This is a genomic window from Frigoribacterium sp. Leaf164, assembly GCF_001423665.1.
Classification (GTDB): Bacteria; Actinomycetota; Actinomycetes; order Actinomycetales; family Microbacteriaceae; genus Frigoribacterium; species Frigoribacterium endophyticum.
This window is the reverse complement of sequence record NZ_LMOX01000003.1, coordinates 432,353-446,888: the sequence shown is the minus strand read 5'-3', so window position 1 is coordinate 446,888 and position 14,536 is coordinate 432,353. Positions and strand designations below refer to the sequence as shown.

The window sequence follows — 14,536 nt, the reverse complement described above, 5'->3', positions numbered from 1 at the left end:
CTCGGCGTTCCGTGACCCGGCGCCCGGGTGCGTCGTCTACCCTCGACACATGCCTCGTGAGACCCCGAACCGCCGCGTGCCGGTGAGCCTCCCGGCCGCCGACTCGGCCGCGGGCGCCTGGCTCCGCAACATCCGCTCGTCGGGCTTCAGCCTCGTGATGCTCGTCATCCTCGTGCTCTTCGTCGTCATCCTCGCGCCGTCGCTCCGCACGCTCATCCAGCAGCAGCAGCAGATCGCCGCCCTCGAGCAGGAGGTCCGCGACCAGCAGGCCGACGTCGACGACCTGCAGGGCGACGTCGCGCGCTGGAGCGACCCGGCCTACATCGAGGCCCAGGCCCGCGACCGCCTGCTCTACGTCTACCCGGGCGAGTACAGCTACCTCGTCATGGGCGAGTCGGCCGGCGCCGAGCCCTCGCAGCCCGCCCCGATCAGCGACTCGCTGCAGACCCCCCAGGTCGACTGGGTGGCGGCCATGACGTCGTCCGTGCTCGACGCCGGCCTCAGCGACGCCCCCGCGACCGAGCTGGTCGCGCCCGACCTCGGCGGCGCGACCGTGCCGTCCTCCACCTCGACAGGCGGCACCCCGTGACGACCCCTCCCTTCGACCCGGTCACCGACGACGACGTGCGCATCGTCACGGCGCAGCTGGGCCGCCCCGCCCGCGACGTCGTGGGCATCCCCGCGCGCTGCGTCTGCGGGGCGCCCACCGTCGTCGCGACGAAGCCGCGCCTCGGCGACGGCACGCCCTTCCCGACGCTCTACTACCTGTGCCACCCGGGGGCGACGGCGGCGGTCTCGACCCTCGAGGCCACCGGCGTGATGACCGAGATGACCGAGCTGCTGGCCGGCGACGAGCAGGTGCGCGAGCAGTACCACGCCGCCCACGACGCCTACCTCGCCGACCGCGAGGGCATCGAGCACGTCGCCGAGATCGCGCACGTCACGGCGGGGGGCATGCCCGAGCGCGTCAAGTGCCTGCACGCCCTCGTCGGCCACGCCCTCGCGGCGGGCCCCGGGGTCAACCCGATCGGCGACCTCGCGCTCGAGCGTGCGTCGTGGAGCCCCGACGTCTGCCGCTGCCCCGACTGGCTCGACGAGTCCGCCCCGGCGACCACCGCCTCCGACGGCGCAGCCTGACCGCCGTGGGGCGGCGAGGGGGCGTCAGCGTCGCGGCGGTCGTCGCCGTGGCCGCCCTCGTCGTGCTGCCCGCGGCCTCGGCGCGTGCCGACGCGATCCGCGACCAGCAGTACTGGCTCGCCGACTACGGCATCGAAGAGGCCTGGCAGACCACCCGGGGCGCAGGAGTCACGGTGGCGGTCATCGACACCGGCGTCGACGGGTCGGTGCGCGAGCTCCAGGGCGCCGTCGTCGGGGGCACGGACGTCAGCGGCCAGGGCAGCCCCGACGGTCAGACCCCGGTCGGGACGGACGACCCGGCGCACGGCACCCTCGTCGGCTCCATGCTCGCGGGCCGAGGCACCGGCAGCGGCGACGGCGTCGTCGGCGTCGCGCCCGAGGCGAGCCTGCTGTCGGTCTCGGTCGGCTTCGGCACCGGCGCCGTCGACTCCGACACCCAGATCGCCGACGCGGTCCGCTGGTCGGTCGACCACGGCGCCGACGTCATCAACATGTCGCTCACCCGCAACACGCTCGACTGGCCGACCAGCTGGGACGACGCGTTCCTCTACGCGATGGAGCACGACGTGGTCGTGGTGGCCGCCGCCGGCAACCGCGGCAGCGGCACGACCGAGGTGGGCGCGCCGGCGACCATGCCCGGCGTGCTGACCGTCGCGGGCGTCGACCGCTCGGGCACGGCGAGCTTCGACGCGTCGAGCCAGGGCATCACCATCGGGGTCGCGGCGCCGAGCGAGAAGCTCGTCGGGGTCGGCCCCGACGACGTCCACTACAGCTGGAACGGCTCGAGCGGGGCCACGCCCCTCGTCGCGGGGATCGTCGCCCTCGTGCGGGCTGCCCACCCCGAGCTCGACGCCGACGACGTCATCAACCGCGTGGTCGCGACGGCCGAGCCGCGCGGCGCGAGCCAGCCCGACCCCCTCTACGGCTACGGGCTCGTCGACGCGGCGGCGGCCGTCACCCGCGACGTGCCGCACGTGGAGGCGAACCCGATGGGCGACCTCTCGGAGTGGATCCGCGTGCACCGCCGCGCCGACGAGGTCGTGCCCGACGGCAGCTCGTCGGCCGTGCCCGTCGAGCCGGCGCCGGTGCCCACCCCCGAGACCCCCGACGGCGAACGGCTGTCGGCCCTGCTGCCCACGGTCGAGACGATGCGGTCGACGGGCGTCCCGCTGATCGTCTTCGCGGTCTTCGGCGGGGCCCTGGTGCTCGTCGGGGTCGGCGCCGCCCGGCAGTACGGGCGGGGCCGTCGGCAGGAGTAAAGTCTCCTCCGACACCCCACAACGAGGAGAGCCTTCACCGTGCCTGAAATCCTGATCGTCGGCGGCGGCTACGCCGGCTTCTACACCGCCTGGAAGCTCGAGAAGCACCTCCGTCAGGGGGAGGCGTCGGTGACGGTCGTCGACCCGCTGCCCTACATGACGTACCAGCCCTTCCTGCCCGAGGTCGCGGCCGGCTCGATCGAGCCCCGTCACGCGGTGGTCTCGCTCCGCCGCCACCTGAAGAAGACGAGGGTCGTCACGGCCAAGGTGACCGCGGTCGACCACGCCACCAAGACGGCGACCATCACCCCGTCCGTCGGCGACGCGTGGACGATGCAGTACGACCAGATCGTCATGACGGCCGGCGCCGTGTCGCGCACCTTCCCCATCCCGGGCGTCGCCGACGAGGCCATCGGCCTCAAGACCATCGAGGAGGCCGCGGCGATCCGCGACAAGCTCCTCACCAACTTCGCCAAGGCCGCCGACCTGCCCGCCGGCCCGCTGCGCGACCGCCTGCTGACGGTCACGGTCGTCGGCGGCGGCTTCGCCGGCATCGAGATCTTCGCCGAGCTGCGCAGCTTCGCCAGCGACCTGCTGAAGAAGTACCCGACCCTCACCATCGACGACACGCACTTCCACCTCGTCGAGGCGATGGGCCGCATCATGCCCGAGGTGTCGCTCGAGACGAGCCACTGGGTGCTGAAGAACCTCGCCGAGCGCGCCGCCACGGTGCACCTCGACACGCAGCTGCAGTCGGCCGTCGGCGGCAAGATCGAGCTGTCGACCGGCGAGTCGTTCGAGTCGGACCTCATCGTCTGGACGGCCGGGGTCATGGCCAACCCGATGGTGCGCTCCACCGACTTCCCCCTCGAGCAGCGCGGCCGCATCACGGTGCAGGCCGACCTCCGCGTCGTCGACGGCGAGACCGTCGTGCCCGGCGCCTGGGCCTGCGGCGACGTCGCGGCGACGCCCGACCTCACGGGCAAGGGCGTCGGCGGCTTCTGCGTGCCGAACGCCCAGCACGCCGTCCGCATGGGCAAGCAGCTCGCCAAGAACATCACCGCCGTGCTCCGCGGCGAGGAGCCCGTCGACTACGTGCACGAGAACCTCGGCGCCGTCGCGGGCCTGGGCCTCGGCACCGGCGTCTTCCAGAGCGGCAAGTTCGTGCTGAAGGGCTTCCCGGCCTGGGCCGCGCACCGCGGCTACCACGGCATGGCGATGCCCTCCTTCGAGCGCAAGTTCCGCGTCGTCACCGGCTGGTGGAACAACTTCTGGCTCGGCCGCGACATCGTCTCCCTCGACGACCGTGAGCGCCCCCGTGCCGCGTTCGAGGCGTACGCGTCGCGCCCGAAGCCGGCCGCCGACGAGCCCGCAGCGGCGCCCGCGCCCGAGATCGGCAAGGCCGCCGGCGAGCCCGGCCCCGCCTACGCGAACCCGGTCGACGCCGACGGCAGCGCGCCCGCCGAGGGCGAGAAGGTCGGGGCCACGGCCGGCGGCTCGGCCCGCGGCACCGGAGCGTCGACCGACGTCGCCGGCACCGACGCGGTGCCCGCCGCCGAGTAGTCACGGCACCGGCCGCCTCGAGCGGCCGACCACGACGCCCGCCCTGCTGCTCGTCAGCACGGCGGGCGTCGTCGTGTCCGTGCGACGGCCGCCGCCGCCGTCTCGTAGGCTCGGGGGAGGCCCTCGTAGCCCAACTGGTCAGAGGCAGGCGACTTAAAATCGTCCAAGTCAGGGTTCGAATCCCTGCGGGGGCACGGTCACGCCGTCAGGGCGACGCGGCCGACGCGGGCGACGGGCGCGGCTCAGGCCTCGCGGCCCGCGGGCTCGACCACGCGCAGCCAGAGCCAGGCCGCGACCGCCCCGAGCGCCGCGACCGCGCTGGCCGCCACGAGCGGCACGACCGGGAACGCCGCCGTCGGCGCCCCGACGAAGACCACCGCGGCGACGCTCACGCCGACCACGACGAGCCCGACGTAGGCGCCGCGCGACCAGGCCCAGACTCGTCGCCCCGGCAGGCCGCCGAGCGGCACGAGCGAGACGACGAGCGAGCCGAGCCCGGCCAGGCACACGGTCGCCAGCGTCTCGCGGGCGAGCTCAGCGCCCGCGCCGGCCCCGGCCGCGGCCCCGGGCACGACGCCGTGGAGCACCCACGCCGCCCCGCCGAGCACGACGAGGGCCCCGAGCTGCGCGGCCGCCGCGACGCCGACGTCACGGGAGTCGGGCTCGCGCGCGGCCTCCGCGCCGCGGTGTCGCCCGGACGACGACGGCACGGCGAGGAGGGCGCCCGTGAGCAGCACCCCCAGCACGAGCGGCGGGTCGAGCGAGAGGGCCCGCGTGGCCGCGCACGCCACGACGGCCGCCAGCAGGAGGCGCGGTGACATCCGCACGCGGAGGGCCAGCCCCCGGGCCCGCGCGACGAGCAGGGCGGGCAGCGCCACGCCCAGCCCGTTGATCACGACGAGCCCGATCACGATTGCCAGCGCCAGGCGGGCGTACTGCAGCTCGTCGTCGACCCCGGCGGCGACGGCCGTGACGGCGGCGCCCGCGACCAGTGCCAGGGCGACCGGCAGCCACGGGCTGACGGTCGCCGCGCTGAACGACGTGGGCAGCTCGACGCCGCGGTTGCGGCCGGTCAGCGAGGCGCGGCGCCGTCGCTGTCGCTGTCGCCCGCGCAGCGACGCGGCCGCGAGGCGGGCCGGCGCCGCCACGAGCAGGAGGAACAGCAGCGCCAGACCGCCGGCGAGCGCCCAGGCCGGGCCGCCGAGGGTCTGGCCGAGCGTCGGCAGGTGCTCCCCGAACGAGGTTGCGGTGGCCCAGGTGCCCCGGGGGCCGTCACCGGTGCCGGGGGCGCCCCCCGCGCCTCCTGCGGCGTCGTCGGTCGGGGATCCGCCGTCGCCGCCGGGCGACCCGGGGGCGACCGGCGCGGCCGACGTCGACGGGCCTGCGGGCGACGGGGAGGCGGTGGGGGCGGGCGTGGCACCGGGTCGCGGCGTCGGGCCCACGACGGGAGGTGCGACGGCGGAGGCGGGGTCGACCACGGTCACCGTGACGCCGGCCGAGGGGGGCCCGTAGTTGCCCGCCGGGTCGACGAGGGCGGCCTGGACGACGTGCGAGCCGAGGGGGAGGTCGGAGCCGGCGGTGCTGCACGACCACGGGCCGTCGCCGACGACGACCTGGCAGACGGGCGAGCTGTCGACGTAGACGGTCGCGAGGGCTCCGGCCTCGCCGCTCCCGGTGACCGTCACGGGCTGCGCGGCGATCCGCTGCCCGGCCGTCGGCGAGGTGAGGCGCGGAGCGGCGGGCGCGTCGCGGTCGACCCGCACCGAGACGGCGCTCGAGGCGGCGGAGCTGGGCACGTCGGGCACGGAGGGCGACGACTGCCTCGCGGTCACCGTGTACGAGCCGGAGGGGAAGGAGGAGGCGGGCAGCGTCGTCGTCCACGACCCGTCGCCGCCGGCGGTCGCCGTGGCGCGGGCGCCGCCGCCGGCCGTGACGGTCACCGTGGCGCCGGGCGCGGCCGTGCCGGAGAGCTTGCCGCCCACGAGGAGGCCGCCGCGGACGGTCGGCGGGGTCAGCACCGAGAACGGGCCCGAGTCGACGTCGGGCGTGCTCGGCTGGTCGAGGTCACGGGCCGTCGCCGTCCAGCCCGCGCCGGTGGGCACCGGCCCGGAGCACGACCAGGCCCCGTCGGCGTCGGCCGTCACCGCGTCGCAGAGGGTGCGGAACGTGCCCGAGCCGCTGACCGAGACCTTGACGCGCGCGCCGGGGATCGCGGTGCCGCTGACGAGCACCGTGCCCGTCGCGCTGTCGCCCACCGGGCCGATCGTCGGCGCGACGGGCTCGGCGGTGGGCGGGGGAGTCGTGGGCGGGGCGCCGAGGGAGGGCGGCGCCGGCGACGGGGTCGGGCTCGCCGCCGCCCAGCCGGGTGCGGACGGCCCGGCGAGCAGCAGCGCGAGGCCCAGGGCGGTCGCGAGGACCACGGTGACGGACGCCCGGGCCCTGCCCTGCGCCGGGGCGTGCCGGAGGCCCGCGGGGCGGCCGGTCGGGGCCGGGCGTCGCGGGGCGGCGGAGGGCAGGAGGTCGATCACTGAGACCCATTCAGCACGGCCGCGGGGGACAAGTCAATCCGCTGCGCGGAGGAGGACCGTGTGCTCCTCCTCGCCGGTCGACGACGCATGTCGTGAGTTCGCTCCGAGAACGCCCAGTCGACGTGGAGGCCCCGTCGGGCGCATTTATAGTGTTCTCCGGACCGAGCCCCGACCCGACGACGTCTCCGAGCCCCCCGCTCGGCCGCGGGTCGCCACGCACCTGGAGGAGTCACCCGTCATGCAACCCGGCCTCACCGGCATCCTCGTCGCCGTCGGCGTCGTCGTCCTCCTCCTGCTCCTCGCGGGCATCTGGGCCTGGGCGTCGTACCACTCGCTCGTGGCGCTCCGCACCCGAGTCGACGAGGCGTGGGACGGCATCGTCGTCCAGATGCGCCGCCGGGCCGAGCTGGTGCCGACGATCGTCGAGCAGGTCAGGGGCTACGCATCGCACGAGACCAAGGCGCTCGAGACCGTCGAGCGGGCTCGGGTCGAGACCCTCGAGGCGAGCACCCCGGCGGCCGCGTCGACCGCCGAGGGGCACCTGCAGACCGCGCTCCGCGGGGCCTTCACGGTCTCCGAGTCGTTCCCGCAGCTGCAGGCGAGCCAGTCGTTCCTGCAGCTGCAGTCCGAGCTCGTCGAGACCGAGGACGGCCTCCAGGCCGCCCGTCGCTCCTACAACGGCGGCGTCCGCGAGCTGAACGCGAAGGCCGCCGGCTTCCCGGCGCGGCTCTTCGCCCCGCGCCTGGGCGTCTCGCAGCGCGACTTCTTCGAGGTCGAGCAGCCCTCGACCATCGCCGAGCCTCCGCGCGTCCAGTTCTGACCCCTAGCTGACGTCGCCCGCCCCGACGGCGCCCCGCAGCGCCGCCGCGAGGTCTCCCCGGTCGACCACCTCTACCCGCTCGAGCCCCTGCCAGCGGGCCGCCCGGCTCAGCAGCGCCGCGAGCCGGTCGACGTCGACGGGCAGGTCGCGCTCCCGCCACGAGGCCTGGACCCGCAGCACGCGGGCCTGCCGGTCGCTCTTCAGGTCGACGCGGGCGACGAGCTGGTCGCCCTGCAGCACCGGCAGCACGTAGTAGCCGTGCACCCTCTTCTCCTGCGGGGTGTAGATCTCGATCCGGTAGCGGAACCCGAACAGGCGCTCCGCCCGGGGCCGGGTCCAGACCACGGGGTCGAACGGCGAGAGCAGGGCGTCGGCGGTGATCCCCCGCGGGAAGGTCGCCTCGCGGTGCAGCCAGCCGCCCCGCGGCCAGCCCGGCACGGTCACCGGCGTCACGACGCCCTGGTCGGCCAGGTCGTGCAGGGCGGGCACGACGTCGGCCGTCTTCATGCGCCAGTGGTCGGCGAGGTCGGCGGTGGTCGCCACGCCGGAGGCGCGGGCCGCGTGGGCGAGCAGCTCACGGTGGGCCTCCTCCCGCCCCACCTCGACGGCGAGGAGATCGGCGGGCAGCACCTGCTCGGGCAGCGCGTACACCCGCTCGAACCGTCGTCGCCCGGCGCTGACCAGCGCCCCCACGCGGAAGAGCGCCTCGAGCCCGCGCTTGACGTCGCTCCAGCCCCACCACGGCCCCGTGCGCCGGTTCGCGTCGTGCTCGACGAGGCTCGCGGGCAGCGGCCCCTCGCCGCGCAGCTCGTCGAGCAGCCAGGCGGCCGTCCGGGCGTTGGCCGACAGCCACGACCCCGGGTCGCCCTCCGCCCGGGCCCGGTGGTCGTCCATGCGCCAGCGCATCAGCGGCCAGGTCTCGACGGGCAGCAGCGCGGCCTCGTGCGCCCAGTACTCGACGTACCGCCCGCGCGGGGCGAACAGCAGCTCGTCGAGCCGGTCGCGGTCGTAGTGGCCGAGGCGCGCGAAGACAGGGAGGTGGTGGCTGCGCTCGAAGACGTTCACCGAGTCGATCTGCAGCAGGCCGAGGCGGTCGACGACGCCGTGGAGCTGCCGGGCGCCGACGACCCGGAGGCCCGCCGCCTCGGCGACGGGCCGGCCGAGGCCCTGCGCGGCGAGGGCCGTGCGGCGGGCCTGGGCGGGGGAGAGGGCGTCGCGGGTCACGGGGCGACCCTACCGACGGCCGCCGACACGGCCGACCCGACCCGCGCCTCCTCGTGTCCGGGCGCCGACGCAGCCGGGCCCGAGACGGGGCCAGCATGCCGGGAGGGGCATGTGGTGCGGGCGTCACGGTCGGCCGCGACACCTACACTGAGCGCATGAACCGCCTCCGACGGCTCCTCCGACGCCCCCCGGGCAGCCACGTCGCGACGCCCGTGCCCGCCGAGCCCGTGCCCGGCGCCGCGGCGCTCCCGTCGGCCCCCGTCACGGGCCCGGAGGTCGCTCCCGAGCGCCGCACGGAGGGCGACCTCGACGGTGCGCTGCCCCGCGGCGTCGTCGTCGCCGGCGCGTGGTCGTGGCGCGTCCTCGCGATCGTCGGCGTCATCGCCGTCTTCGTCTGGCTGGTCATCCAGCTGCGCATCATCGTCGTGCCGTTCATGGTGGCCCTGCTCATCGCGGCGCTGCTCGTGCCCCTCTCGTCGTGGCTGCAGCGGCACGGCTGGCCGAAGTGGCTCGCCGTCGTCGTCAGCCTCGTCGGCTTCGTCGTCGTCGTGGCCGGGCTGCTCTACCTCGTCGTGCTGCAGATCATCGACGGCTGGCCCCAGCTGCGCGACCGATCGGTGGCCTCGTACGTCGAGCTGAAGGGCGTGCTCCTCGACTCGCCCCTTCACCTCACCGAGGCGCAGCTGAACGGCTACGTGACCGACGCCGTGACCGCCCTGCAGCAGGACAGCCAGCCGCTCCTGCGCGGCGCCCTCTCCGTCGGCACGACGGCCGGCCACGTCGGCGCCGGGCTCGTGCTCGTGCTCTTCTCGACGATCTTCGTGCTGGCCGGCGGCGGCGACATCTGGCGCTGGTTCGTCCGTCTCTTCCCGCGACGCGCCCGCACGGCCGTCGACGGCGCCGGCCGCGCCGGCTGGACGACGCTGACCAACTTCGTCAAGGTGCAGATCCTCGTCGCCGCGGTCGACGCCGTGGGCATCGGCCTGGGCGCGTTCTTCCTGGGCCTGCCGCTCGTCGCGCCGATCGCCATCGCGGTCTTCCTCGGCTCGTTCGTCCCCGTGGTCGGCGCGGTCGCCACCGGCACCGTCGCCGTCGTCATCGCGCTGGTCTACAACGGCTGGGTGGTGGCGCTGGCGATGCTCGCGGTCGTGATCCTCGTGCAGCAGATCGAGGGCCACGTGCTGCAGCCGTTCGTCATGGGCGGCGCCGTCAAGGTGCACCCGCTGGCCGTGGTCTTCGCGGTCGCGGCGGGCGCCCTCCTCGCGGGCATCCCCGGTGCGCTCTTCGCGGTGCCCGTCGTCGCGGTGCTGAACGTCATGGTGTCGTACGTCGCGGGCGGCAGCTGGCGCGACGGGCCCCGGTCGGTGCCCGCTCCGCCGGGTCGCGTGCCCCCGGGCCCGTCGGCCGGCGCCTCCGCCCCGAACACGAGGGGCGGCCCCGTGGTCGGCCCCTCGGCCACGTCCCCCTCGGCCACCTCCCCCTCCGCGGCCGACCCGGCCGCCGCCTCCGCTCGCTCCGTTCCGTCCCGAAAGGCCGCTGATGCCTGACCTCACCATCGCCGGGCCCACCCTGGCCGAGATCGAGGAGGCGCGGGTCCGCGTCTCGACGGTCGCCCGCGTCACGCCGATGGAGAGCTCGCGGTTCCTGGCCGACGTGCTGGGCTCGCCGGTGTACCTCAAGTGCGAGAACCTGCAGCGCACGGGCTCGTACAAGATCCGGGGCGCCTACAACCGCCTCACACAGCTCTCCGACGACGAGAAGGCGCGGGGGGTCGTGGCCGCCTCGGCCGGCAACCACGCCCAGGGCGTGGCCTTCGCGGCGCGGGAGCTCGGCATCGCCGCCACCATCTTCATGCCGGTCGGGGTCGCCCTGCCCAAGCTGCAGGCCACCCGCGACTACGGCGCCGACGTGGTGCTCAGCGGCCACGCCGTCGAGCAGTCGCTGATGGCCGCCAAGGAGTTCGCGGCCACCACCGGCGCCGTCTTCATCCCGCCCTTCGACCACCCCGACGTCGTCGCCGGGCAGGGCACCGTCGGCCTCGAGATCCTCGACCAGGTGCCCGACGTCGACACGGTCATCGTGCCGATCGGCGGCGGCGGGCTCATCTCGGGCGTCGCGAGCGCCCTGAAGCAGAACGCCGCCCGCACGGGCCGCGACGTCCGCATCATCGGGGTGCAGGCGGTCAACGCGGCCCCCTACGCGGTGTCGATGAAGCGCGGCGTCCGCACCGACATCGAGGCCCTGCCGACGATCGCCGACGGCATCGCGGTCGCGAAGCCGGGCGTGCTGAACTTCGAGATCGTCCGCGAGACCGTCGACGAGGTCGTCACGGTCAGCGACGACGACACCGCCCGCGCGATGCTCGTCATGCTCGAGCGCGCGAAGCTCGTCGTCGAGGCGGCGGGCGCCGTCGGCGTGGCCGCGGTGCTCACCGAGCAGGTGCGCGACCTCGGCACGACCGTCATCGTCCTCAGCGGGGGCAACATCGACCCCCTGATGATGGAGCGCGTGATCGGGCGAGGCCTCGCGGCCGCCGAGCGGTACCTCAAGCTGCGGGTCGGCCTGCCCGACCGGCCCGGGCAGCTGACCCGGGTGTCGGAGATCCTCTCGGACGCGAACGCGAACGTCGTCGAGGTGCTGCACACCCGGCACGGCCGCGGGCTGCAGATCAGCGAGGTGGAGCTCGAGCTCAGCGTCGAGACACGCGGCCCCGAGCACGTCCAGCACGTGCTGCAGCGCCTCCGCGACGCCGGCTACGAGCCCCGCGTCGACTTCTAGGACGACGACGGCCCCCGCTCCGAGGAGCGGGGGCCGTCGTCGTCAGCGCCGGGGGGCTACGGCGTGTAGGTCTCGACCGCGGTGACGGAGACCGCGATCTCCTTGCCGTTGGGGGCCGTGTAGCTCGTCGAGTCGCCCACCTTCAGGCCGTTGATGGCCTGGCCCAGCGGGCTGGTCTCGCTGTAGACCGAGAGGTCGCTGTCGGCGGCGATGATCTCGCGGTTGCCGAGCAGGAACGTGCTGGGGTCGCCGGCGATCGTCGCGGTGACGACGGTGCCGGGGCCGACGATGCCGGCGGCGGCGGTGGACTCGCCGACCGTGGCGTTCTTCAGCAGGTTGGTGAGCACCCGGATGCGCGCCTCCATCTTGCCCTGCTCGTCCTTCGCGGCGTGGTAGCCGCCGTTCTCCTTCAGGTCGCCCTCTTCACGCGCCGCCTCGATGCGGGCGGTGATCTCCTTGCGGCCCTCGCCGCTCAGGGTGGCGAGCTCGGCCTGGAGGCGGTCGCGCGCGTCGGGCGTCAGCCAGGTCGTGGCGTCGTTGGCGTCGTTCATGGTGTCTCCGTTCGTGTGGCGGCCCGGCCGCGCGGTCGCCCGCGCGGGTGGTCCGGTCACGGGTGCTCACGTCGCGCGTGCGGGGAGCCGCGGGGCGGACGAGGCACGCCCCTCGAAAGAAGGAGACCGGCCGAGTGGCCGGTCTCCGGTGATCCGATGCAGTCTACGGAAGCCAGCACTCGTAGATCAACCCCGTCACCGCCCGCTCGCTGGTGGCCAGCGAGGTGGTGTACGTGGTCGAGTGCTGCGCCGCGGCGGGCAGGTGGACGACCTTCCAGCCGACGATCGCGAACTTCTGGTTCTGCGCCTGGACGGCGCAGCTCACCTCGGTGCCCGGCTGCACGCTGACGGTGTACTGCACGTCGACCGAGCGATCGTCGAGCACCGTGTAGCCGACGTCGGTGCTCTCGAGCTTCGACCCGTCGCCGTCGAAGGCGGCGAAGACGACCCAGGCGGCGAAGACCACGACGAAGGCGACCGCGACCGAGACGGCGACCACCGTGCGCCGGCGGCGCGTGCCCGGAGACCGGCCGTAGCGGTCGTCGAGGTGCGACGAGCGAGCCGTGTCGGGGGCCGGCGTCGAGGGCGCCGGAGATGCTGCGGGGGGCGTGGACGCCACTCGGGACTCCGTCCGATTATCCTGGTCACAGGGTAGCAACGTCTGCCCTGCACGAATTGCGAGGAACCCGTGACCCTGCGCCTCTTGGCCGTCCACGCCCATCCCGACGACGAGTCCAGCAAGGGCTCGGCGACGTACGCCCACTACCGCAGCCTCGGCGTCGAGGTCCTCGTCGTCAGCTGCACCGGTGGTGAGCAGGGCTCCATCCTCAACGAGCAGCTGGAGGCCCGGCACCACGCCGAGCGCGACATCGCCGGCCTGCGCGTCCACGAGATGCGCGCCGCCCAGGAGGCGATGGGCGTCGACCACGTCTGGCTCGGCTACGCCGACTCCGGGCTGCCGGCCGAGGGCGAGCCGGTCGCCGTGAACTCGTTCGCGACGATCCCGCTCGAGACGAGCGCCGAGCCCCTCGTCGCCGTCATCCGTCGCTTCCGCCCGCAGGTGCTCATCACCTACGACGAGAACGGCGGCTACCCGCACCCCGACCACATCCGCACCCACGAGATCTCGATGGAGGCCTTCCGCGCCGCCGCCGACCCCGCGCGCTACCCGGCGACGGGCGAGCCGTGGTCGATCGAGAAGGTCTACTACGACCGGATGTTCAGCACGGGCCGCATCGAGGCGATGATCAGCCACCTCCGCGAGAGCGATCCGGAGTCGCCGCTGATCGAGCGCCTCGGCGAGATGCTCGAGCGCTTCAGCGACCGCCCCGACCTGGCGACCACGAAGGTGCCGGTCTCCGACTTCTTCCCCGTGCGCGACGCCGCCCTCCGTGCCCACGCGAGCCAGGTGCCGCTCGACAGCGCGTTCTTCTTCTGGCCGAACGACCTCCAGGTGCGGGCCTGGCCGACGGAGGACTTCCAGCTGGTCGAGTCGACCGTCGAGTCGACCCTCCCCGAGACCGACCTCTTCGCCGGCGTCGTCGACCCCGACACCGGCCTCGTCGGGACGGAGCGCTCGTGACCGCCCTCGGCGACCTCGCCCTCGGGGCGACCGTGCGCCTCCTCGCACAGCCCTCCACCCCGTCGCCGACGCTGCCGGCCTCGACCGTGCCCGACGAGGCCGTCACGCCCGGCGTCTGGGGCTTCGTCGCGATCGCGTTCGTGGCGATCGCCACCGTGCTGATCATCGTCGACATGACGCGTCGGGTGCGCCGCACGCGCTACCGCGGCGAGGTCCGCGAGCGCATCGAGGCCGAGCGGGCCGAGGCGAGCCAGGCCGCGGCGGGCCTGGACGAGGAGGCGCGGCCCGGCCAGGGCGACGACGAGCCGTACCGCGAGGGCGGGCCTCGGGCCTAGCCGAACGACGGCGCGTTCAGCGCCAGCACGAGGATCCCGCTCCAGTGGCAGAGGTACGCCGCCACCGTGCAGGCGTGGAACAGCTCGTGGAAGCCGAAGTGGCCCGGTGCCGGGTTCGGGCGCTTCAGGCCGTAGAACGTCGCGCCGACGATGTAGAGCAGCCCGCCGACCAGCACGAGCACCGTCATCGGCACGCTGGCCGCGACGAGGTCGGGCAGGAACCCCAGCGCGCCGACGCCCATCAGCACGTAGAGCGGCACGTACAGCCAGCGCGGCGCGTGGATGAAGAAGACCCGGAAGGCGATGCCGAAGGCCGCCGCCGTCCACACGAGCACGAGCAGCAGCTGCGACTTGCCGGGCGGCAGCGCGATGGCCGCGATGGGCGTGTAGGTGCCGGCGATGAGCAGGAAGATGTTCGAGTGGTCGAGCCGCTTGAGGAACATCTTGGCGCCGGGGCTCCACGGGAACCGGTGGTACGTCGCCGAGATGCCGAAGAGCAGCAGCGAGGTCGTCATGAAGACGGCCGAGGCCCACGTCGCGGCGGTGCCGTCGGCGAGCACGACGAGCACCACGCCCGTGGCGATCGCCACCGGGAAGGTCGCGGCGTGGATCCAGCCGCGCCAGGTCGGCTTGCGTTCGATGGACGCGTAGTCGAGGGCGTCGTCGAGGAGGGGCAGGTTCGGGAGGTCGGCGCCGCCGTCCTCGGCCACGCCGTCGCGCGCGGGGGTCGTGCTCATGCCCCGAGCGTAGGCGAGGGGC

General features: G+C 74.6%; 14 protein-coding genes and 1 tRNA gene. 10 read left to right on the top strand and 5 right to left on the bottom strand.

The annotated features are described in order from the left end of the window. The first annotated feature begins 49 nt into the window (after nt 1-49). The 5 genes from ASF82_RS10100 to ASF82_RS10080 all read left to right on the top strand — a co-directional run bounded on the left by ASF82_RS10100 (nt 50) and on the right by ASF82_RS10080 (nt 4,153). Nucleotides 50-589: a septum formation initiator family protein gene (locus ASF82_RS10100; protein WP_056056685.1), complete on the top strand. Its 540-nt coding sequence runs from the start codon at nt 50-52 to the stop codon at nt 587-589. Then, a complete protein-coding gene (locus tag ASF82_RS10095; RefSeq protein WP_056056684.1) occupies nt 586-1,137 on the top strand; it encodes a DUF501 domain-containing protein in 552 nt (183 codons plus the stop codon). Before ASF82_RS10100 ends, ASF82_RS10095 begins: the two co-directional genes overlap by 4 nt. A 5-nt stretch (nt 1,138-1,142) precedes the next feature. Further along, complete coding sequence (locus tag ASF82_RS10090) at nt 1,143-2,396, top strand: S8 family serine peptidase (RefSeq protein WP_235491256.1); 1,254 nt, start codon at nt 1,143-1,145, stop codon at nt 2,394-2,396. 39 nt (nt 2,397-2,435) lie between these two features. Further along, complete coding sequence (locus tag ASF82_RS10085) at nt 2,436-3,959, top strand: NAD(P)/FAD-dependent oxidoreductase (protein ID WP_082514549.1); 1,524 nt, start codon at nt 2,436-2,438, stop codon at nt 3,957-3,959. Nucleotides 3,960-4,078: 119 nt separating this feature from the next. Further along, nucleotides 4,079-4,153, top strand: a tRNA-Leu gene (locus ASF82_RS10080). Between the two features lie 48 nt (nt 4,154-4,201). On the opposite strand, the gene ASF82_RS10075 is transcribed toward ASF82_RS10080, so the two are convergent. Next, a complete protein-coding gene (locus ASF82_RS10075) occupies nt 4,202-6,487 on the bottom strand; it encodes a hypothetical protein (protein ID WP_056056681.1) in 2,286 nt (761 codons plus the stop codon). A gap of 238 nt (nt 6,488-6,725) precedes the next feature. Between ASF82_RS10075 and ASF82_RS10070 the strand changes: the two genes are divergently transcribed. Beyond that, nucleotides 6,726-7,307: a LemA family protein gene (locus ASF82_RS10070; protein WP_056056679.1), complete on the top strand. Its 582-nt coding sequence runs from the start codon at nt 6,726-6,728 to the stop codon at nt 7,305-7,307. A 3-nt stretch (nt 7,308-7,310) separates the two neighbouring features. On the opposite strand, the gene ASF82_RS10065 is transcribed toward ASF82_RS10070, so the two are convergent. Then, a complete protein-coding gene (locus ASF82_RS10065; RefSeq protein ID WP_056056678.1) occupies nt 7,311-8,531 on the bottom strand; it encodes a winged helix-turn-helix domain-containing protein in 1,221 nt (406 codons plus the stop codon). Nucleotides 8,532-8,686: 155 nt separating this feature from the next. Here ASF82_RS10065 and ASF82_RS10060 point away from each other — a divergent pair, with 155 nt between their 5' ends. Then, nucleotides 8,687-10,078, top strand: coding sequence for an AI-2E family transporter (locus tag ASF82_RS10060; protein WP_082514548.1), 1,392 nt, complete (start codon nt 8,687-8,689; stop codon nt 10,076-10,078). Next, nucleotides 10,071-11,309 (top strand): threonine ammonia-lyase, encoded by a 1,239-nt coding sequence (ilvA, locus tag ASF82_RS10055; protein ID WP_056056676.1) that lies wholly within the window; start codon nt 10,071-10,073, stop codon nt 11,307-11,309. The genes ASF82_RS10060 and ilvA overlap by 8 nt, the downstream gene beginning before the upstream one ends. 56 nt (nt 11,310-11,365) lie before the next feature. On the opposite strand, the gene greA is transcribed toward ilvA, so the two are convergent. Together greA and ASF82_RS10045 are read right to left on the bottom strand one after the other, a co-directional pair. Next, on the bottom strand, nt 11,366-11,860 hold the full coding sequence (greA, locus tag ASF82_RS10050; protein ID WP_056056674.1) for a transcription elongation factor GreA: 495 nt from the start codon (nt 11,858-11,860) through the stop codon (nt 11,366-11,368). Between the two features lie 163 nt (nt 11,861-12,023). Then, nucleotides 12,024-12,479 carry a DUF4307 domain-containing protein gene (locus ASF82_RS10045; protein WP_056056672.1) on the bottom strand — a complete coding sequence of 152 codons (456 nt, stop codon included), beginning with the start codon at nt 12,477-12,479 and terminating at the stop codon, nt 12,024-12,026. A gap of 69 nt (nt 12,480-12,548) precedes the next feature. Here ASF82_RS10045 and mca point away from each other — a divergent pair, with 69 nt between their 5' ends. Continuing rightward, on the top strand, nt 12,549-13,442 hold the full coding sequence (mca, locus tag ASF82_RS10040; protein WP_200931995.1) for a mycothiol conjugate amidase Mca: 894 nt from the start codon (nt 12,549-12,551) through the stop codon (nt 13,440-13,442). Beyond that, nucleotides 13,439-13,777, top strand: a complete 339-nt coding sequence (locus ASF82_RS15915) for a hypothetical protein (protein ID WP_192046137.1) — start codon at nt 13,439-13,441, stop codon at nt 13,775-13,777. The genes mca and ASF82_RS15915 overlap by 4 nt, the downstream gene beginning before the upstream one ends. On the opposite strand, the gene ASF82_RS10030 is transcribed toward ASF82_RS15915, so the two are convergent. Beyond that, nucleotides 13,774-14,514, bottom strand: coding sequence for a hemolysin III family protein (locus ASF82_RS10030; protein ID WP_056056670.1), 741 nt, complete (start codon nt 14,512-14,514; stop codon nt 13,774-13,776). The two genes, ASF82_RS15915 and ASF82_RS10030, sit on opposite strands and share 4 nt — an antisense overlap. Nucleotides 14,515-14,536: the final 22 nt, after the last annotated feature.

Excerpts from the sequence above, each read along its gene's own strand:
- ASF82_RS10030 (WP_056056670.1), bottom strand. The coding sequence starts at position 14,514 with ATGAGCACGACCCCCGCGCGCGACGGCGTGGCCGAGGACGGCGGCGCC.
- ASF82_RS10060 (WP_082514548.1), top strand. The coding sequence starts at position 8,687 with ATGAACCGCCTCCGACGGCTCCTCCGACGCCCCCCGGGCAGCCACGTC.
- greA (WP_056056674.1), bottom strand. The coding sequence starts at position 11,860 with ATGAACGACGCCAACGACGCCACGACCTGGCTGACGCCCGACGCGCGC.
- ASF82_RS10070 (WP_056056679.1), top strand. The coding sequence starts at position 6,726 with ATGCAACCCGGCCTCACCGGCATCCTCGTCGCCGTCGGCGTCGTCGTC.
- ilvA (WP_056056676.1), top strand. The coding sequence starts at position 10,071 with ATGCCTGACCTCACCATCGCCGGGCCCACCCTGGCCGAGATCGAGGAG.
- ASF82_RS10100 (WP_056056685.1), top strand. The coding sequence starts at position 50 with ATGCCTCGTGAGACCCCGAACCGCCGCGTGCCGGTGAGCCTCCCGGCC.